Origin of the sequence: Flagellimonas sp. (assembly GCF_965601775.1) — a bacterium.
In the GTDB taxonomy this organism is placed as follows: Bacteria; Bacteroidota; Bacteroidia; order Flavobacteriales; family Flavobacteriaceae; genus Flagellimonas.
Genome location: NZ_OZ271837.1, coordinates 3,776,018 through 3,797,631, shown reverse-complemented (window position 1 = coordinate 3,797,631; position 21,614 = coordinate 3,776,018). Strand labels below are relative to the sequence as shown.

The 21,614-nt window shown below is 40.5% G+C and carries 15 protein-coding genes; 9 read left to right on the top strand and 6 right to left on the bottom strand.

Annotated elements, in window-relative coordinates:
- Positions 1-37 precede the first annotated feature (37 nt).
- The 9 genes from pdxA (at position 38) to ACSLUF_RS17490 (ending at position 8,782) form a co-directional block, all read left to right on the top strand.
- Complete coding sequence (gene pdxA / locus ACSLUF_RS17530) at positions 38-1,090, top strand: 4-hydroxythreonine-4-phosphate dehydrogenase PdxA (protein WP_435623963.1); 1,053 nt, start codon at positions 38-40, stop codon at positions 1,088-1,090.
- 107 nt (positions 1,091-1,197) lie between these two features.
- A complete protein-coding gene (locus ACSLUF_RS17525; RefSeq protein ID WP_435623962.1) occupies positions 1,198-1,731 on the top strand; it encodes a YceD family protein in 534 nt (177 codons plus the stop codon).
- A 6-nt stretch (positions 1,732-1,737) separates the two neighbouring features.
- Positions 1,738-1,938, top strand: a complete 201-nt coding sequence (gene rpmF, locus ACSLUF_RS17520; protein ID WP_435623961.1) for a 50S ribosomal protein L32 — start codon at positions 1,738-1,740, stop codon at positions 1,936-1,938.
- 167 nt (positions 1,939-2,105) lie between these two features.
- Entirely contained in the window at positions 2,106-3,101 is a 996-nt protein-coding gene (locus ACSLUF_RS17515; RefSeq protein WP_435623960.1) for a beta-ketoacyl-ACP synthase III, read from the top strand.
- A gap of 24 nt (positions 3,102-3,125) precedes the next feature.
- Positions 3,126-3,623: an acetyl-CoA carboxylase biotin carboxyl carrier protein gene (gene accB / locus ACSLUF_RS17510; protein ID WP_435623959.1), complete on the top strand. Its 498-nt coding sequence runs from the start codon at positions 3,126-3,128 to the stop codon at positions 3,621-3,623.
- 78 nt (positions 3,624-3,701) lie between these two features.
- On the top strand, positions 3,702-5,054 hold the full coding sequence (gene accC, locus ACSLUF_RS17505) for an acetyl-CoA carboxylase biotin carboxylase subunit (RefSeq protein WP_435623958.1): 1,353 nt from the start codon (positions 3,702-3,704) through the stop codon (positions 5,052-5,054).
- A gap of 33 nt (positions 5,055-5,087) precedes the next feature.
- Positions 5,088-6,203, top strand: a complete 1,116-nt coding sequence (locus ACSLUF_RS17500) for an NAD(P)/FAD-dependent oxidoreductase (protein ID WP_435623957.1) — start codon at positions 5,088-5,090, stop codon at positions 6,201-6,203.
- Positions 6,204-6,320: 117 nt separating this feature from the next.
- Positions 6,321-7,991: an amidase gene (locus ACSLUF_RS17495; RefSeq protein WP_435623956.1), complete on the top strand. Its 1,671-nt coding sequence runs from the start codon at positions 6,321-6,323 to the stop codon at positions 7,989-7,991.
- A 143-nt stretch (positions 7,992-8,134) separates the two neighbouring features.
- Positions 8,135-8,782 carry an acyloxyacyl hydrolase gene (locus tag ACSLUF_RS17490; protein WP_435623955.1) on the top strand — a complete coding sequence of 216 codons (648 nt, stop codon included), beginning with the start codon at positions 8,135-8,137 and terminating at the stop codon, positions 8,780-8,782.
- Positions 8,783-8,812: 30 nt separating this feature from the next.
- Here ACSLUF_RS17490 and ACSLUF_RS17485 read toward each other — a convergent pair whose 3' ends face one another.
- Genes ACSLUF_RS17485 through ACSLUF_RS17460 form a run of 6 tightly spaced genes read right to left on the bottom strand, consistent with a single transcriptional unit; the run spans position 8,813 to position 21,600 of the window.
- Positions 8,813-9,475: an ABC transporter ATP-binding protein gene (locus ACSLUF_RS17485; RefSeq protein WP_435623954.1), complete on the bottom strand. Its 663-nt coding sequence runs from the start codon at positions 9,473-9,475 to the stop codon at positions 8,813-8,815.
- A 14-nt stretch (positions 9,476-9,489) separates the two neighbouring features.
- A complete protein-coding gene (locus ACSLUF_RS17480) occupies positions 9,490-11,895 on the bottom strand; it encodes an ABC transporter permease (protein ID WP_435623953.1) in 2,406 nt (801 codons plus the stop codon).
- A gap of 17 nt (positions 11,896-11,912) precedes the next feature.
- Entirely contained in the window at positions 11,913-14,291 is a 2,379-nt protein-coding gene (locus ACSLUF_RS17475; protein ID WP_435623952.1) for an ABC transporter permease, read from the bottom strand.
- Between the two features lie 19 nt (positions 14,292-14,310).
- Positions 14,311-16,731 (bottom strand): ABC transporter permease, encoded by a 2,421-nt coding sequence (locus ACSLUF_RS17470; protein WP_435623951.1) that lies wholly within the window; start codon positions 16,729-16,731, stop codon positions 14,311-14,313.
- Positions 16,732-16,752: 21 nt separating this feature from the next.
- A complete protein-coding gene (locus tag ACSLUF_RS17465) occupies positions 16,753-19,182 on the bottom strand; it encodes an ABC transporter permease (protein ID WP_435623950.1) in 2,430 nt (809 codons plus the stop codon).
- Positions 19,183-19,200: 18 nt separating this feature from the next.
- On the bottom strand, positions 19,201-21,600 hold the full coding sequence (locus tag ACSLUF_RS17460; RefSeq protein ID WP_435623949.1) for an ABC transporter permease: 2,400 nt from the start codon (positions 21,598-21,600) through the stop codon (positions 19,201-19,203).
- Between the last annotated feature and the right edge of the window lie 14 nt (positions 21,601-21,614).

Sequence of the window (21,614 nt, the reverse complement as noted above, 5' to 3'; positions counted from 1 at the left end):
TTTGCAATGTAAAAGTAGCCATATTGAAGCTGATTCAATGAAGGAAAAAGGAAAAATAAGATTGGGAATCTCCATCGGGGATTATAATGGAATAGGTTGTGAGGTTGCCCTAAAGACCTTTGAAGACTCCAGAATGTTGGATTTCTGTACACCCATTATTTTCGCCTCCAACAAAATGATTTCCCAGCAAAAGTCTGAATTGAAAATAAACATCAATTTTAATGGAGTTAAAGATGCTTCACATGCAGTGGATGGAAAAATCAACATTGTAAATGTTTGGAAGGAAAACCCACAAATTCAATTTGGTCAGGAAACCGAAGAAGCTGGACGATATGCTATTAAGTCTTTTGAAGCAGCAGTTAAAGCTTTAAAAGGAGGAGGGATTGATGTTTTGGTCACAGCCCCAATCAACAAAAACAACATTCAATCGGAAAACTTCAAATTCCCCGGGCATACGGATTACCTTGCTCAGGAATTGGAAGGACATAGTCTTATGTTCATGGTTACCGATGGATTAAAAGTGGGTTTGCTCACAGACCACATTGCCGTAAAGGATGTGGCTCAAGCCATCACTTCAGAACTGGTACGAGAAAAAGTTAAAACAATCACGGAATCATTAAAAATGGATTTCGGGATTCGTCGCCCAAGAATTGCCCTATTGGGCATAAATCCGCATAGCGGGGATAATGGTACAATTGGGGAAGAAGATGAAAAAATTATGAAACCGGTGATCAAGGAACTCTTTGACCAAGGCACTCTGGTTTATGGACCCTATTCAGCGGACAGTTTTTTCGGCTCCAATGGGCATCAAAATTTCGATGCAATTATCGCGGCATATCATGACCAAGGATTGATTCCTTTTAAAACCCTTTCCTTTGGAAAAGGAGTAAACTATACAGCAGGCTTAAATAAGGTTCGCACCTCCCCAGATCATGGTACTGCATTCGAGATTGCAGGAAAAGGAAAAGCAGACCCCAGCTCGTTTAAGGAGGCGGTTTTTACAGGAATACAGATTTATAAAAACCGGATTGAGTATAAAGATTTGATAAAAAACCCTCTTCAAAAACAAAAAATCAAACGTGCGAGTTAATTTTGAACTAGCGCAGTCATATTTGATTCGTTTAGATTGCAGGTTTTCAAATAAATAGTATCTTTGCACCCGCCTTAACAAGGCAGTGCACAAATTTTAAGTGTAAGATGATGGAGCCAAAGGAGTTTTTTATTCCTTTTTCAGGATTGAAGCGAGGGAAACACGAGTTTGAGTACGAAATAGAAAATACGTTCTTTGAATTTTTTGGTTATCAAGAATTTAATGGGGCTCAGATAAAGGTTCTTGCCATATTGGACAAAATGAACAATATGATGGAACTGGAATTAAGCTCAACTGGAAAAGTCAATGTGGATTGCGACCTAACCGGAGAAGCTTTTGACCAACCCATTGTTTCAGATTTGAAACTTGTCATCAAGTTTGGAGAAACCTATGATGATGAGAATGACGAAATTCTAATTCTTCCTCACGGAGAGCATCAATTCAATATTGCTCAATATGTATATGAGATGTTGGTGTTGGCAGTTCCCCAGAAAAGAGTGCATCCAGGAGTGTTGGATGGTAGTCTTCAATCGGAAGTGCTGGATAAGCTGGAAGAGTTACAACCAAAAGAAAGAAAGGAATCATCAGAAAATATTGATCCCAGATGGGATGATTTAAAAAAATTATTAACGGACAAATAGGAAACAATGGCACATCCTAAAAGAAAGACATCGAAAACCAGAAGGGACAAAAGAAGAACCCACTACAAGGCTACCATGCCTACTATTGCCAAAGACCCTACTACTGGAGAAATGCACTTGTACCATAGAGCGCACTGGCATGAAGGAAAATTATATTACAGAGGACAGGTTTTGATTGACAAAACTGAGGAGGAGACAGCAGCATAAGTTGTTTTCCAAAAAAATAGGCAAACTCTCGTTGAAACAACGGGAGTTTTTTGTTTGAAGTAGATTCTCAAAAACAAACCATTTTTGGACTGAAATTCATTAAAATTGACTAATTTTCACCACTTTTTGGTCAAATTTGGACTTTTTTGACAGAGAAAGGCACTAGTATGAAAAAAAGAACAGCAGCAATTACAGCTGTAGGAGCTTACCTTCCGGAATTTGTTTTATCGAACAAAGTGCTGGAAACCATGGTAGATACCAACGATGAATGGATTACTACCAGAACTGGAATTAAGGAACGAAGAATCCTTAAAGAAGAGAACGCAGGAACATCTTTTATGGCGATTAAAGCTGCAGAGGATTTGATGCGGAAAAGTGGCACTAAACCTGAAGAGATTGACTTCATTTTGGTTGCAACTGCCACCCCAGATATGCCTGTTGCCGCTACGGCAGCTTATGTGGCTTCTGAAATTGGAGCAAAAAATGCTTTTGCGTATGATTTACAGGCTGCGTGCTCCAGTTTTTTATATGGAATGTCCACAGCTGCTAGCTATATCGAGTCAGGTAGGTATAAAAAGGTCTTGTTGATTGGAGCAGATAAAATGTCCTCCATTATAGATTACACGGATAGGACTACCTGTATCATTTTTGGAGATGGCGCGGGTGCTGTACTTTTTGAACCCAATGAAGAGGGCCTAGGATTACAGGATGAGCATCTGAGATCGGATGGAATCGGCAGACAGTTTTTGAAAATTGAAGCTGGAGGTTCAATATTACCCCCATCTGAAGAAACTGTAAAGAACAAGCAGCATTTCGTGCATCAAGATGGGAAATCGGTATTTAAGTTTGCGGTTTCCAATATGGCGGATGTTTCCAAATTGATTATGGACCGAAACGATTTGACACATGAAGATGTGCAATGGTTGGTACCGCATCAAGCCAATAAAAGAATCATAGATGCAACAGCAAATAGAATGGGTCTTGACGATGACAAGGTGATGATAAACATACATAAGTATGGGAACACCACATCGGCAACTTTACCATTGCTATTGCATGATTACGAAAAACAACTGAAAAAAGGGGATAACCTGGTTTTTGCCGCTTTTGGCGGAGGATTTACTTGGGGCGCCATTTATTTAAAATGGGCCTATAACGCATAAAACTGACTAACTAAATCATATTCCATGGACATTAAGGAAATTCAAAGTTTAATCAAGTTCGTAGCCAAGTCTGGCGCTAGCGAGGTGAAGCTAGAGATGGAGGATGTGAAGATTACCATCCGCACTGGCTCAGCCGCAAGCGCTCCGGAGACTACAATCGTACAACAAATACCGGTAGCACAAGCACCAGCTGTTCCTGCTGCAGCGCCAGTTGCCGCTGCTCCTGAAACTCCAGCTCCCGCACCCGCTGCGGAGACTGCATCGGATTCAGATGATTCCAAATACATTACCATTAAATCCCCAATTATTGGTACTTTTTATAGAAAGCCATCTCCAGACAAACCGGCATTTGTTGAGGTAGGAAGCACCATAAGTCAAGGTGATGTGCTATGTGTTATTGAGGCTATGAAACTTTTCAATGATATTGAGTCTGAAGTATCTGGAAAAATAGTTAAGGTATTGGTGGATGATTCTTCACCAGTGGAATTTGACCAACCTTTGTTTTTGGTTGACCCTTCATAAATAATCACAACGCCTAAGCTCCAATATTCCAATCTACTTCTGGAATTTGGAATTTGTGGCTTGAAATCTTAAGGGATTATGTTTAAAAAAGTTTTAATAGCAAATAGGGGTGAAATCGCCCTACGAGTTATACGGACCTGCAAGGAAATGGGGATAAAAACCGTTGCGGTTTACTCAAAAGCGGATGAGGAAAGTCTTCATGTTCGTTTCGCTGATGAGGCGGTATGTATTGGTCCTGCTCCCAGCAGCGAGTCCTATTTGAAAATACCCAACATCATAGCAGCAGCGGAAATTACCAATGCCGATGCCATTCACCCAGGATATGGGTTTCTTTCTGAAAACTCCAAGTTTTCCAAAATCTGTGCCGAACACGAAATCAAATTCATTGGTGCGTCTGGTGAGCAGATAGACAAAATGGGAGACAAGGCTACCGCAAAGGAAACCATGAAAAAAGCGGGGGTGCCTACAATACCTGGGTCAGACGGTCTTTTAAAAGATGCCGCTGACGCTAAAAAGGTAGCGAAGAAAATGGGCTATCCTGTGATGATCAAGGCTACCGCAGGTGGTGGGGGAAAAGGAATGCGTGCCATTTGGAGTGAAGATGAGTTGCAGAGCAACTTTGAAAGCGCTGTTCAAGAGGCTACGGCAGCTTTCGGAAATGGCGGTATGTACATGGAAAAATTGATTGAGGAGCCAAGGCATATTGAAATTCAAATCGTAGGAGATCAGTATGGAAAAGCTTGTCATTTATCCGAGAGAGATTGCTCAGTACAACGAAGGCACCAAAAGTTAACTGAGGAAACGCCATCTCCATTTATGACCGATAAGCTTCGGGAAGAAATGGGGGCTGCCGCGGTTAAGGCTGCGGAATACATTAAGTATGAAGGGGCGGGAACCGTAGAGTTTTTGGTGGATAAACACCGAAATTTCTATTTCATGGAAATGAACACTCGGATTCAGGTGGAGCACCCCATCACGGAACAGGTAATCGACTATGATTTAATTCGCGAGCAGATTTTGGTCGCCGGAGGTGTTCCAATTTCAGGAAAGAATTACGTTCCCAAACTCCATTCAATTGAGGTGCGTATCAATGCGGAAGACCCATATAATAACTTTAGGCCATCACCAGGTAAAATCACAACCCTGCATATGCCAGGCGGGCATGGCGTTCGATTGGATACACATGTGTATGGAGGATATATTATTCCGCCTAACTACGATTCCATGGTGGCAAAGCTTATTACTACGGCCCAAACCCGAGAGGAAGCCATTAATAAAATGAGAAGAGCCTTGGACGAGTTTGTGATTGAAGGTGTAAAAACAACGATACCGTTTCACAGACAATTGATGGATCATCCAGATTACTTGGCGGGTAACTACACCACCAAGTTCATGGAGGATTTTGAAATGGATGAAAAATATGATTACTAATCCGAACCCCGATTTATCGGGGTTTTTTGTACAATGAAGTTTAGCTACTGGGAACATAAGACATGGTTCGCCAATGTGGATTTCACCGTGGTTGGGAGCGGGATTGTCGGGCTTAGCTGCGCACTGTTTTTAAAACAAAAACATCCTAAAAGCAAGATTCTGGTTCTTGAACGAGGTTTGTTACCTCAAGGGGCTAGCACCAAAAATGCCGGTTTTGCATGCTTTGGAAGTATTTCCGAGATTTTGGCTGATTTAAAGAAGCATTCAGAACGAGAAGTACAGGAATTGGTCAAAAATCGATTTGAAGGTATTCAGCTCTTGCGTAGTATTTTGGGAGACGAAACCTTAGGTTTCAAACAGCATGGAGGGCACGAAGTTTTTTTAAATGATGCCCAAGAGCTCTACGAAGCATGTATTGAAAAAATGGATGCCATCAATGGACTGCTTGAGCCGGTTTTTAAGGGAAAGGTTTTTCAGGAGACAAAAAATGCATTTCGGTTTAAAAAGGTAAAGGAGAAGTACGTCACCCATGTTTTGGAAGGTCAGATTGATACGGGAAGCATGATGAACGGACTTATGCAACTTTGCGTTTCAAAAGGGATTATGATACTCAATGGGATTGAAGTGAAGCAGCTGGAAGAACATGGAAAAGGAGTCTCTGTGTCTGCAAATGACTTTGAGTTTATGACAGGAAAAGCCTTTGTGGCCACAAATGGTTTTGCCTCAAAAATTCTTAACGGATATGGCGTAAAACCCGCTAGGGCCCAGGTATTGATAACCCATCCAATCCCCAATCTTAAAATTAAGGGTACTTTTCATCTCGAGGAAGGGTATTACTACTTCAGAAACATAGACAATCGCATTTTGTTGGGTGGGGGTCGGAATCTGGATATTATGGGAGAGGAAACCGCGGAAATGGGAGAAACCGAATTGATTCAAAATAAACTGGAAAACCTGCTCAAAGAGGTAATATTGCCCAATACCCCTATTGAAATTGCCCAAAGATGGAGTGGTATCATGGGCGTGGGCAATCAAAAAACACCGATAATTGAACAAGTTTCTACCAACATATTTTGCGGTATACGATTAGGGGGCATGGGCGTAGCACTTGGCAGTGCGGTAGGAAAGGATTTGGCTGGATTCGCATAGTTCATCAAAGCAATTTTGATATGCTTATATTCACATTGTGTGAGTGATTAAGTGTGGTAGCAGTTCCTTTTCCTTCATAAAATCATTCCATAAGATAATATTTGATAAACTTCACGTATGAGCTTCTTAAAAGCACCCAATCCAAGGCTTGCTGTTTATTTGACCACACTTTTATTGATATCTTGTGCAACGCAAAAAGAAACAATCACTAAAAAGAGCATCAAAACATCCCAGAAATTAATCGGGATTGAATTTTCAAAACAAAAGATTGACACCCTTCAAGAGTACTTGCAGAGGAACAAAAAGGGATATGATTCTTTGCGTAAGTACCCTATTGCAGATGAGATTTTTCCGGCTATTTTATTTGATCCCAAACCTAGAGGTTTCCAGATTCCTACTTCCAAAGACACTGTTTTGGCTTGGCGGATTCCAGATAATGTTCGTATGCCTGATGACCGCAGTGAACTGGCATTCTTCACCATTCCAAAGTTAGCCTCGCTGATAAAGAACAAGAAAATAACCTGTTTGGAACTTACCCAATTCTATTTGGATAGGTTAAAAAAATACAGTCCCAAACTAGAATGTACCATTACGTTGACAGAAGAATTGGCGTTGGAAAGGGCTAAACAATTGGACAATGAACTTGCCGAAGGATCCTATCGAGGAATTCTGCACGGTATTCCCTATGGCGTTAAAGATTTGATGGCCGTTAAAGGCTATCCAACCACATGGGGCTCAGAGCCCTATAAAAACCAACGTATTGATGAAACTGCTACCGTTGTGCAACGTTTGGATGAGGCTGGCGGAATTTTAGTGGCCAAATTGGTTTCTGGGGCTTTGGCTCGAGGCGACGTTTGGTTTGGAGGAAAAACAAAGAATCCCTGGGATATTTCCAAGGGAGCCAGTGGTTCTTCAGCTGGGTCCGGAAGTGCCACCTCAGCTGGTTTGGTGCCTTTTGCCTTGGGAACAGAAACCTTGGGTTCAATTACATCACCCAGCTCAAAAAATGGGATAACGGGCCTACGGCCTACCTATGGCCGGGTGAGCAGACATGGGGTGATGAGCTTATCTTGGTCAATGGACAAGGTTGGTCCTATGTGCAGAAGCGCCGAAGATTGTGCAATTGTATTTAGTATCATTCAAGGAAAGGATGAAAAGGACAAAACAACAACTACAATTCCTTTTTCATTTGACCCAACCTTGGATATCAAGACATTCAAAGTAGCCTATTTAAAAGAGGATATAGAAAAGGATACCACAAAGGGTAAGGCCAATTTATTAAAGTCTATAGCTATATTTAAAAAGATGGGGATTGAACCAATGCCCGTAAGTTTACCTTCGGATGTGCCTTACGACGGATTTGATATAATCTTGAGATCGGAATCCGGAGCGTTTTTTGATGAACTGGTACGGTCTGGAGAGGTCGATGCTATGGTGGAACAACACAAGAAGTCACGTGCAAATTCGTTGCGACAATCCCGTTTTATCCCCGCCGTGGAATATTTACAGGCCAATCGACATAGACAAATCCTTATTGAAAAGATGCACCAGATTATGAAGGATTATGATGTGCTAATATCTCCTTCGTTCGGAAACAAACAATTGGTGATTACAAACTTAACAGGGCACCCTGTTATAGCCTTACCCACGGGTTTGGATGACGAAAAGCTCCCTACGAGCCTAACCTTGGTGGGTAATCTTTACGACGAAGGAAAAATATTGCTTTTGGCCAAGCACTTTCAAGAAGTCACTGAGTATGATGAATTACATCCAGATGGCTATGACTAAATCAATATGTATAAACTGAAGTTTATTTTTATAGAACGTTCTTTCCTGAAATTTAAATGTTTTTCTATATTGTTATCTTAATAAGATGAACCTCAATCATTTAACCATGTTTTTGCCACTTAAAAATGGTCAACAATGGTTTAATGATGCGAATAAAGTGGTGCATAATTTTCTTCTTTTTTTCAATTTTTGGATTAAGCTCGTTTGCCCAAGAAATAAAGACCTCGGATAAAAAAATATGGTTAGGACTAAACTATGGCCTAGCGTCCAGGAACAGTTTTATTTATAAAAGTCCTGATTATTTATATCGTAACCGCTTTTTAAAAGTTCAGGCAAATTATCTGTTACTGACAAAGAATAGGTTCAACTATGAACTTCATATAGAACCAAGCATATATTTTTGTGAGCATCAACTTTTGAATAAATGGTTCATTCAACCAAAAGCGGGTGACGACTACCTAGAGCAGAGGGATAGATTTACCCAAAGAAGGGAGTTTAATGAATATGCCCTTAATTTAGGTATCATTTTGAGATATACCATATACAAAGACTTTAGTGCATATCTGCTAGGAAGTATTGGCCCCATGTTTTCTGAAGATGATACAGAGAGGTTAACAAAGGGCTTAGCTTTTTCGGATATTTTGGGCTTAGGGTTTTCCCATACCCAGAAAAGCATAAGGTTTGATCTTCGAACGACCCTAAGGCATAATTCGAATGCTAATTTTTCCAAACCCAACAATGGGCATGACAGTATTGGATTGGAAATGGGGGTTTCATTTCAGCTGAAGTGAATATGTTAACCTTACAAATACTACTATATATTATACCATCCTTCCATCCAATAGATTGATAATCCTAGAACCATAGGCTGCATTTTTTTCCGAATGGGTTACCTGAATTATAGTAACTCCTTCATCGTTCAACTCCTTAAAAAGGTCCATAATCTCTTCTCCTTGTTTGGAATTCAAATTTCCAGTAGGCTCATCGGCTAGAATGAGCTTTGGATTTGAAATTAGCGCCCTAGCGATACCCACCAATTGTTGTTGCCCTCCGCTTAGTTGTGCGGGAAAAAGGTCCTTTTTACCAACAATATTGAATCTATCCAACATATCAGCTACTTTGGCTTTGCGCTCCGCAGAACCATATTTCTTATATAATAAGGGCATTTCCAAATTCTCCTTAACGGTCAAGTCGTCCAACAAATGATAGGATTGAAAAACAAACCCGATGTATTCTTTATATAAATTGGCCCGATGTTTTTCTTTAAGAGCATGTACGGGTTCATCCAAAAATTGATATTCTCCCTCATTGAAACCATCCAACATCCCAATTACGTTGAGCAAGGTGGATTTACCGGAGCCCGAAGGACCCATGATGGAAATGAATTCTCCTTCTGACACTTCAAGATTAATATCCTTCAACAAAAAAATACGCTGGCCACCAGAGTTGACCCATTTGAATAGATTTTTAAGACTTAGTAACATAGTATATAGTTTTATTATTCTTCTTTTAAAATGCTGATGGGATTGATTCGGGATGCTTTTATGGACTGTAGACCACAGGTCAATACAGCGATCAAAAGGGTAATAAGCCCACCTGTCATAAACATCCCGATGGTAAGATCTATCCTATAGGTAAAACTTTCAAGCCAATCATTCATAAGACCATAGGCCAAAGGAGCAGAAATTAGAAAGGCCAACCCCAATAACTTGACATACTCTTTGGTGAAGAAAAATACATTTTCAAACATAGACGCCCCCAGTACCTTTCTAATACCCACCTCTTTTCGCTTTCGGGCGATTATAAAGGACATTAATCCTAATAGCCCAAGGCAACCCAAAAAGATAGCCAGGATGGAAAACGCTCCAAAACCGCTAAATATTAATCTTTCTACTGCATATTCTTTGGCAATAGCATCGCTTAGAAACTGAATTTTGTAGATTGAATTTTCAAATAGCATGTTCCATTTATCCTTAACATGCTCTAAAGCATTTGATTTTGTCGGCGGAAGTTTAATAAATGCCTTATTCAAAAAGCCTTTCCAATTCAGCAAAATAACCGGAGAAATTTCTGATTGCAAGGCGTTGTTATGAAAGTCCTTTACAACCCCTACAATGGTGGCCTCTCCTTCATTGATGATTACCTTTTTTCCCAAGGCGTCCTCGGGTCTCCAATTGTAGGTTTTCAAGAAAGTTTCATTGACAATAAATTCATCAAATACCTTTTTGTTTTTTCTGAAGCCCCTGCCCGCGAGCAATTCCAAATCGTAGAAATCCAAATAATGAATATCACCTATTTTCATTTCGGCATCCAAGGCTTCATTTTCAGCTTGTTCAGGTAGACGGAAATTTGTGCCCAATTGAAACCCATTCACCGCCATGGGTGGACCTGAACCAAATGATACCTCAGAAACCACATTATCACTTAACAGCTCGTTTCGAAAAACTTCCAGTTTTTCTGAATTGGGGACTTGTGTAATAGCAATCGATTCACTGGCAAAACCTAGGTCACTACCATTAAAATGTCTCATTTGAAGAAATAAAACGATGGAAGCAATAACAAATAGCTGAACAATAATAAACTGAAATGTGACCAACAACCTTCTTAAGCTATACCCAGAATTCTGTTTGGCTTGCAGTTTTTCTTTAAGTGCTCGTATCGGTCTAAAAGCAGAAAGGACGAGTGATGGATAGATGGCCGCCATTAAAATGGTGCCAATTGAAATTAAAAGGATTAGCCCTAAATGTTCCCAGCCAAGTTCTAGCTGGATATCCAAAATTTGCAATTTTTGATTCAGAAGAGGTAATATAACCTTGACCGCCAGTACGGAACAGAGAGCAGATAAGAAAATAAGCAGTGCATTTTCTAATAAAAATTGATGAATCAAAGCTTTCCTACTACCTCCTAAAATTTTTCTAACCCCAACTTCCTTTGAACGGGAATGTGATTGTGCCGTGACCAGATTGACAAAGTTTATAATGGCAATCAATAGAATGAAAATGGCAACTCCGGTTCCGATAAGCAGTATTTTCTTGGGAAGAGTATAACTTCCAGGACTAGAACCGTATAAGGTCTCATTGTGGATTTCATTCAGAGGTTGGAGGAAGTATGAAATTCGCTGATCATCCAAAGGAGAAAGGTATTTTTTCTTCCATCCCTGAATTTTAGCTTCCAAAGTATTTTCTGCGCTTACATCATTTAAGACCACATAGGTGGTGCCTCGATAATTTCCAGCCCAATTGGAAGAAAAGTAGGGATTATTAATTCTGAAAAATTCATAGGGAATCAACATCTTGAACTGATGGTTGGAATTCCCAGGAGGGTTTTCCACCACGCCTGTCACAGTTAGGGGGTCTTTGCTTTGCAATAAGATGGTTTTTCCCAAAGCGGTTTCGTATTCCCCTTCTTCCAATCCGAAATACTTTTTTGCCAGTGAGCTGGTTAGAACTACCGAATTTGTGCCATTAAGTGCAGTGTTTGAATCTCCGGCAAGCCATTCTAAATCGAATACTTTAGGGTAGAAAGGGTCAGCAAACAAAACTTGTGGTTCTTCAAATAACTTTTTGCCATCAGAAGCTTCCGTGACTTTGAATGTTCGATTTATAGGTCCTGCAATTTGAGTTACTTCATCGATTTCAGGGAAATCATTTCGAAGTGCTTTTGCCAGTGGATAGGCGGTAGTGTTCCAATGAAGCATTTTATTGGCGAGTTGGGTATGCTGAACCACTCTAAAGGTTTTGTCCGATCTTTCATGAAAGGTGTCAAAAGAAGATTCGTAGTCAACAAAAATCAGCAACACAATGCATACGCTAATACCGAGCGTAAGGCCAAATAAGTTAATTAGAGAACTTATTTTGTTTTTATACAAAGTACGCCAAGCGATTTTGAAATAGTTTAGTAGCACAACAGTTTGTTTTTAAATTACTCAGTCCGTAGACTTTTAATTGGATTTTCAGCTGAGGCCTTTAAGGCTTGGCTGGTAACGGTGGCTAAAGCAACCAACAGGACCAATATCCCAGAACCGATAAAGTACCAAATGCTCAATGGGATTTTATAGGCAAAATTGGATAACCATTCTTTGGTTAGGATGTACGAAAGGGGTAGCGCAATCCCGATGGAAATCAATACAAGTTTGGCGAACTCGGACGAAAGCATGATATTCACTTGCATGGCACTCTGGCCCAGTACTTTTCGAATACCTATTTCCTTTTTTCTACGTTCCGCGGTAAAGGAAGCCAGCCCAAAAAGACCCAAACAAGAAATAAGTATGGCAAGGCCAGCAAAATACTTTGAAAGTTCCACAGCTCTTTGCTCCGATTCATACTGAGCTTGAAAGTCAGAATCCAAAAAAGAATAATCGAAAACATACCCTTTATTAAACTCTTGATAGACCGCGTTGAGTTTTGATAAGGTTTCATGGGTCTTTCCCTTTTCAATCCGGACTATGGAAGTCAAGAGTCGTTCCGGTGGCCCTAGTCTAAAAAACAGAGGTCCAACCGCTTCCCTCAAGGACTTAAAATGAAAGTCTTCCAAAACCCCAACTATTTGGTAAGAAACCCCACCATATTGCACATTACGACCAATGGGATCTTCCAGCCCCATTATTTCTATGGCAGATTCGTTAAAAACAATGGCATTGGTATCCGTGTCGACATTTTTTGAAAAGGCCCTTCCCTTTTTCAACTTCATATCCATTGTTTCAATAAAATCATAACCCACCCGCATTTCGCTAAAACGGCTAAAACGCTCCTCTTCATCACCCGTCCAAGAAAGCCCCCCAGTGGTGTTGATTTCTGTACCGATGATGTTAGAGGAAGTGGTTCCTGCATTTACGACACCTGGGATTAATTTAATTTGCTCCATAAAGGCGTCTCGATTGTCGCTAAGATTACCTTCCAACTCAAAATAGACCACATTATCCTTGTCCATCCCCAAGTTTTTGGATTGCACATATGAGATTTGTTCATACACGACCAAAACAGACACAATCAAAACCAGGGTAATGGCAAATTGAAAAATGACCAATCCCTTTCTCATCCATACTTCACTCAGCGAACCTTTTAAATTTCCTCCTAACGCTTGAAGTGCACTAAAATGGGAAAGATGTAGCGCTGGATAACTACCAGCCAACAGACCGGTAGCAAGCACAATCAAACAAAGAATGGCCAAGCTAGGAATGTCAAAGCCTACACTTTTCCCGGTTATTGAATTGAAGTAGGGCAGACAGAGATATACAATGAATATGGAAAGTCCAAAGGATACAAAGGCGTTTAGAATGGCCTCCCCAAAATATTGAAAGATCAAAGCTCTTCTTTTTGAACCCATAGCCTTCTTAATCCCGATTTCCTTAAATCGTCTTGAGGCATTGGCCGTAGAAAGATTCATAAAGTTGATACAGGCAATGACCATGATGAAGAGTGCGATTAGGGAAAATAGATATACATAATCCATTCGCCCTCTTGCCTGTTTTCCATTTTCGAAATTCCCATATAGATAGTTACTGCTATATTGGGTCATTACAAGATCTGCCGTAACATTTTCATCTTGTTGTTTTGAAAATGTTTTGATTTTTTCCGCAAAAACAGCACTGTTGGTTCCTTCTTTCAGAACTATATAGGTAGCAGGGTTGTTGGTCACCCAATCTATGGCCCCACCTCGCTCCAAAACAAGATTCTCCCAATTTTTGAAAGGCAAAATGAATTCAAATTGCGTGGTGGAATTGGAAGGTACATCTTCAAAGACAGCATTGACCGTAGCGCTACTTTTATAATTTAATACTTCCCATTCAATCGTTTGTCCAATGCTATTTTCTGGGGATCCAAAAGTTCGAATAGCAAGGGATTCTGAAATGACAATGCCATTTAAATTGGTTAAAACCTCATCTTTATCGCCTAGAATCAGGTTGTACGAAAAGATGTTGAAATAGTCTTTTTCGGCAAAAATACCGGGGGCCTTTATGATTTTGTCATTTACCCGTAAAGGGGTGTTTGAAAACCATCCAGGTAATGTTTGCGCACTTGCATATTCGACTTCAGGTAGCTGTTCTACCATGGTTTCAGCCAACATAGGAGGCGTCCACTCCAATACCCTTTTCCCTTCGGGCGTTTCAAAAACATTCCATACCTGATATAGATTTGAATCGTTGGCATGGAATTTATCCACCCTGAGTTCGTCAATTACCCAAAGTGTAATTAGGATTACACAGGCCAATCCGGTGGAAAGCCCGATTAGGTTTATGGCAAACGTGCTTTTGTATTTTTTAATGTTTCTTCCGAAAAGAAGTAGATAATGTTTTATCATGGCTGGTTTTTTTGATGGATTATTCGGTTCGTAAGCTTTTAACTGGATTAACAAGTGCTGCGCGGGTCGCTTGATAGCTTATGGTAAAAAGAGCAATCAGCATAACACATAAAACGGCTACCCCAAATACCCACCACGGAATGCTAATGTGATAGGTATAGTTTTCCAGCCATTGCTGCATCAAATAATAGGCAAAGGGAATCGCAATTAGACCAGCCAGCAATATAAGTAGCATGAAGTCCTTTGAAAGCATTTTAAAAAGGCTCAAAATTGATGCTCCCAATACTTTGCGAATCCCTATTTCCTTAGTACGTCTTTCGGCCATAAAGGCAGCCAGTCCGAACAATCCTAGACAGCTAATAAAAATGGCCAGAACAGAAAATATGCTAGATAATTTTCGAATGCGTTCCTCAGTTTTGAATTTGTTTCCAAAGGCGTTATCCACAAATTGAAACTCGAAAGGTATGCTGGGGGCAAATTGGGCAAACTCCATTTCAATTCGTTCCAAAGAATGGGCAAGGCTTTTTTCCGGGGGCAGCTTTAAGTTTATCCAGTTCCCTTCATTATAATTTATACTGTAAATAGCCTGTTTAACTGGTTCAAATGGAGATTCGTTGAGTAGATTTTTGACCACTCCAATCACCTTGTGTTCCCCGTCATACCACCGAATGGTTTTCCCCACAGGGTTTTGGAGACCCATGTACTCCACAGCCGCCTCATTAAGGATATAGGCCGTGGAATCTGATGCAAAATCCCTTGAAAAATCCCTGCCGTCCTTAATTTCCCAGCCTACGGTGTTCCCATAATCATGGGATATATAAAAAGAAGTAATATTGGTGATAAAATCAGGGTCCTTGCCTTCCCAATCATAACCGCCGTTACTGTGCCAAACCTCGGTCATTGGACTTGAGGATTCTGCCATTTCAATTACGCTACCACTTTTTTTCAAGGCTTCACGTAATGTATTGTATTTGCCTTCGAATTCATCAGTGGTTTTTTCTATCATGATGAGTCCGTTTTTGTCATAACCTATCGGGCGATCTTTTGAATGTTGGATTTGCCTGTTAACTATCATGGTACCAGACACCAAAATGATGGAAACCACAAATTGTACTACCACCAACCCTTTACGGAAAGTTACCGCCGATTGACCATTTTTGATGGTTCCCTTCAAAACTTTTACAGGGCGGAAGGAGGATAGATACAATGCTGGATAACTTCCAGCCAAGAGGCTCGTAATCAAGATTAATCCAAGACCAATACACCAAAATATGGTATTTGTGAAGGGAAAAACGAGCTGTTTACCTGCCAGCGGATTGAAAACGGGTAGAAGCAAAGCAACCAAAACACAGGCCAGTACAAAAGCAAAAAAGGTAACCAACAAGGATTCAAATAAAAATTGTCCTATCAACTGGTTTTTATTGGAGCCTACGGTTTTTCGTATCCCCACTTCTTTGGCCCGTTTCTGAGACCTTGCTGTGCTCAAATTCATAAAATTGATACAAGCCAATAGCAGCACAAAAACACCGATGATGCCAAACATATGGACATATTGGATTGCCCCTCCACTGGATACACCATTCTTAAAGCTAGATTTTAAATGCCAATTTTTCATGGGGTGCAGAAAGAGTTGGGGATCGCTCCTTTTTGTTACGTCGGGAACATGCTGGTAAAGCGTATGCTTGATTTTATCGCTTACTGTTTGTATTGCGGATTGGTCGGATACTTGCACATATATCTGATAGGAATTGTTGTCCCATAGCTTTTTATCGCGTGCCGTTTTCACCCATTCGTACATCGAGACGTAAACATTCCATGGGGCTATAAAATCAAGGGATTTTGATTCGGAAAAAGCGGCAAGCGGCTCAAAAACATTTGAATTGGCCGGAAGGTCTTCAAAAACACCCTTTACCGTAACTACGGCATCATTGTTTAGCTTCATTGTTTTCCCAATCGGTTCTTCGTTGCCAAAGAACGCCTTGGCCGCAGATGCTGAAATTACGATAGCATTGGGATCGTTGAGTGCACCATGATTTCCTTTCAGCATATTAAGGGAGAAAAGATGAAGGGCGTCTTTTTCCATGAAGGCACCGTATTGATTCAAATTTTTTTCCTTAAAGGACAGTACATTATCACCGGGAAAAGAACTCATAACCACATGGTCGAAATCATCGGCATAGACCCTGCGCAATTCATCGGCCAAAGGGTAGGGTTGGGTATATCGGGTTCGTATTTCCCCGTTATTAGTTTTGTTCACGAGCACCTGCGCAATACGGTCGTGGTTCTTGAAGTTGGTATTAAAGGATTTTTCATCATGAATCCATAAACCTATGAGCATAGATACCGCCAGCCCTAGAGCAAGGCCGCTAATATTAATGAATGAATAGGTTTTGTTATTGAAGAGGTTTCGGGCCGCTATTTTTAAATAGTATTTTATCATAAGTGTTCGCGTTATTATGCTTTATTCCGATCTTAAACTATTTACAGGATTGGCAATAGCCGCCTTAATGCTTTGATAGCTAACCGTTATCACAGCAATCAATACTGCAGTCAGGGCAGCGAACACAAATACATCCAGTCCAATGTTCGTTTTATATGTGAAATCCTTGAGCCATTCTCTCATGGCCAACCAACCTAAGGGCAATGCTATGATTATTGCTATGAATACCAACTTTAGAAAGTCAAATGATAGCTTATAGGTTATTTGGCTGATAGAGGCTCCGAGCACCTTTCTTACCCCGATTTCCTTAATTCGTTTTTGGGCGTTAAATGCGGCCAATCCGAAGAGTCCAAGGCAGGCTATGAAAATGGATAGGGAAGTGAATATGATGAAAATATCACCCAATCTTCTTTCATTTTCATATACGGAATTGAAGGATTCGTCCATAAAACGATAATCAAATGGAAGGCCTGGAGACCTTGAATCCCAAGCTTTTTCAATTTGGGCAATGGCACTGCTAAAATTCCCTGGCTCAAGTTTTACAATCAGGTTATCTGTGCTTCTCCCTATTTGCAATGAAAGCGGTCTAATCTCATTGCGCAAACTTTCAAAGTGAAAATTCTTTACCACACCGATTACCGTAAATTCGGTTAAATTATCTTCTCCAAGTCCATTAAAGATTCGTTTGCCTAGAATGGCTTCTGCATCCAACCCAGTGACCTTTAGCGCAGATTCATTGATTACTATTGCAGTGGAATCGGTTGTACTATTGGGATTAAAAGCCCGACCTGAAATCAAGTTTAGGTTTAAAGTGCTGATATAGTCAAAGTCTACTAACCAACCTTGCATGTTGATGGCCGATTCCTGCTCCATTTTGTCCTCTAGAAAATAGGAAGAATCAGTTCGGTTGGAAGGTGTGGGAACAAAACCGCTTAAAGACGCATTGGAAACTTGAGCCATTTGCAGAATCTCTTCTTTAAAAGAATCTGTCTCGTTGCCCATTCTATTCATATTGTTTACCAGAAGTACTTGGTCTTTGCTATATCCCAAATCTTTGTTTTGCATAAACTGCAATTGATTGGATACCACTAGTGTGCCGACAATTAAGAATACGGATATGGCAAATTGAAAAACAACTAAAACACGTCTAAGATTTGACCCCCCTATACTATTTTCTCCTGCTCCTTTCAACACCTTGACCGGAACAAATTTGGACATGAAAAAGGCGGGATAGCTACCGGATAAAAATGCTAATAACGCGGTAGATGCTATCAAGATTGCCCAAAAAGTAGTGCTGGAAAAGGGGACTGCTATGGACTTGTCTCCCAGTTCGTTGAAAAAGGGTAAAGCAATGGTGGTAAGCAGCAAAGCAAAGAGCATAGCTCCAAAGGTTATCATACCGGATTCAGTCAGAAACTGTCGTATCAATGAGCTCTTGTTGGACCCTAGGGTTTTTCGAATCCCTACTTCTTTGGCTCGTTTTAGCGAGTATGCCGTAGAGAGGTTCATATAATTGATGCTGGCCAGAACTATCAAGAAAAAAGCAATAAAGCTTAGAACATAAATATTGTCGATATCTCCATTTATTCCAATATCCTCCGCCCGATGCGAATGCAAATGCATATCCGTTAAAGGGATGGTGGAATAATAAACATAATTGCCTGAGGCTTCAAATTGCTCTAGGGTAATTCCAGGAAAGAACTGTTGTGCATAAGGCATCAAGTATTTTTCCATCATGCCTTGCAAAGGTTCAGCAATATCCTCAGCTGAGGTGTTTGGCCTTAGTTTAATGAAAGTGTTGTAATTGTGGCTTCCCCAGTTTAGGTAATTGTCAACATAACTGGTCATGGACATAAAAACCGAGTAATCCGCCAAAAACGAGTTATCTGGAAGGTCTTCAATTACCCCAGTAATGGTATAGGTGGTGTCTTCGTTGAGAATTAACCTTTGACCAACGGCCCTATCAGCCGGAAAATGTTTTTCTGCGGCCGTTTTAGTTAAAATAAGTGTGTTTGGTTCCACAAGTGCCTTATCTGGATTTCCATATAACATGTCCAACCCAAGAAAGGAGATCATGGTGCTATCGGCGTAAGCTGTTCTATTCTCCAAAACCAAATTAGTGCTTGTGGTTTGGTTCAAGGAAGACCTGCCCCAGGGTTTAATCCGAACCGTGCTCTCCACTTGAGGGATATCGTTTAGGACAGCTTCTGCCATAGGCCCTGAAACTTGGGACATTTGTCTGTCCGGCCCTCCAAATTTCATATCCACATTAATTCGGTGAATACGTTCGGCATCAGCAAACATTTTGTCATAGCTCAATTCATCATGAATGTAGAGGCAAATCAAGAGGGTTCCAGCTATACCAATAGCCAAACCAAAGGTGTTGAGTGTATTTAAAAAAGGTTGTTTTTTAATACTTCTCCATGCGATTTTTAATTGATTTTTAAGCATGTTCTCGTTTTTTGAATTTTATTCGGTCCGAAGACTTTTTATCGGATTTGCTTTTGCGGCCTTTATGGCTTGAAAGCTTACCGTCAATACTGTTATTCCCATGGCACCCAACATGGCCAATGCAAAAATCCACCACTTCAGAATCACACGATAGGGATATTCTTGTAACCATCCGTTCATAATGTAATAGGCAATGGGCACCGCAATGAAGCAGGAGATAACGACGAGTTTCATAAAGTCTTTGGATAACATATTCCAGACATTAAAAACTGTAGCACCCAAAACTTTTCGAACTCCTATTTCCTTTGTTCGTTGCTCCGCTACAAAGGAAGTCAAGCCAAATAGCCCTAAACAGCTTATAAGAATTGCCAAAGCGGTGAAAATTCCGGAAAGACTTCCAATACGCTCTTCTGCAGCGAACTTCTCTCCGTATTCCTCATCCACAAATTGATATTCAAACGGAATATCGGGGAAGTGTTCTTTGAAGACACGTTCCACAATCGCCAGATTTTGACGCACACTTTGTTTGGGGTTTAACCTCAAGGTGTAATAGCTAAAATTATTGAAGCGGTCATACACATAAAAGGCCTGTTTTACTGGCTCATAAGGAGATTGGGCAATCATATCCTCAACCACCCCAATAATTTTCATTGGAGGGTCGGGGTCTTCTTCATCGGTATCCCGAATTAGCTTGCCAATAGGATTTTCCATCCCCAAGTATTTTTTGGCGGTTACATTGATAAGGATACCTAAGGAATCAGAAGCAAAGTCTCGAGAAAAGTCCCTGCCTTCCACTACTTTTAAGTTCAAAGTTTTGGCATATTCAGCCGAAACCTCAGTCCATGCTAGGTCTTCTTGAAAACCTTCTGGCTTACCTTCCCAGGTAAATCCACTTCTATTGGACCAAATTCGGGTTGTTGGACTACTGGAAGTGGCCATTTCAACCACAGCACCTGACTTTTTGAACTCACTCCGCATAAAATCGGTTTTGTCGTCAAAGTCCTGAGCGAAGGTGGGAACTTGGATTAATCCTTCCCTATCATATCCGATAGGGCGGTTTTTGGCATGGTTGATTTGTTGCATTACGATAAAAGTGCCTATAATGAAAGCCACTGAAACGGTAAATTGAAGTACCACTAGGATTTTTCTAGGTAGTCCGGAGTACTTCCCACCCTTGAAAGTTCCTTTTAGAACATCAACAGGTTTAAACGATGATAGATACAATGCAGGGTAGCTTCCAGAGAGCAAAGCTGTGAACAGAATAAACACAATGGAAATCAGCCAAAAGTAAATATTGTTCCAAGGAAAGGTAATTTCTTTTCTGGCCAAGTCATTGAATCCGTTTAGGAAAAGCAAAACAATACCAATGGCTAAAACGTATGCAAATAGCACAACCAAAAAAGACTCACTTAAGAACTGGTAAATGAGCTGTCCCTTTTGGGAACCAATGGACTTGCGAATACCCACTTCCTTGGCTCTTTTTTCGGAACGTGCGGTGCTGAGGTTCATAAAGTTGATACAGGCCAAAATCAAAACAAAGGCCCCAATGATACCGAATAGCCATACGTAGCGAATTCGACCCCCGTTTTGTATTCCTTGATCAAAGTTGCTTCTCAAGTACCAGTCCTCCATGGGCAAGAGAAAGATTCTTGGATTATACTGGACTACCTCCTCGTCAGAATTCTTTTTTACATCGATAATAGTATTCGTGACATTTTCAAAAGTGGTGTTGTCGGCAATTTGAACAAACATCTGGAAGGAGTTGTTTTGCCAATTATCCAGCGAGTTCTGAATCCATTCTGCGTTGGCGACGTAGTGTTCCCAAGGGATAATGTAATCTGTATCATTAAATGAATTACTATAGGGAATGTCTTTGTATACCGCAGTCACCATCAAATCGTACTGATTGCTTATTTTCAAGACTTTGCCAACAGGTTCTTCCTCGCCGAAGAATGCATCAGCTAAAGACTCGGAAATCATAATGGAATTGATTTCTTGCAAACCATTTTTATCCCCTTTAATAATTTGAAGGTCAAGAAGTTCTGTGGCATTGGGCTGCATATAGTTTCCTGTTCTGGAAAGGCTTTTTTCCTTGTACTTCACATAACTGGATTGGGTCCAGGAACACATCATGATATGCTTGAAATTATCCCCAAAATCATTGCGAAGTGCTGGTTCCAGGGGTAATGGGATTGCAGGCCCTGTTCCGGTGTTGCCATTGAAGGTTTGTGATTGGAATACCTGGGCAATCTTGTTCTTGTTTTTAAAATAGCTGTTATACGTAAGCTCGTCGTTCATCCAAAGACCGATAATCAAAGTAACGGCCATTCCTAATGCGAGACCCCCAATATTGATGGCGGAATATCCTTTGTTCTTTCTAAGATTTCTCCAAGCGATGGTTAAAAAATTCTTTATCATGATATTCGGTTTTT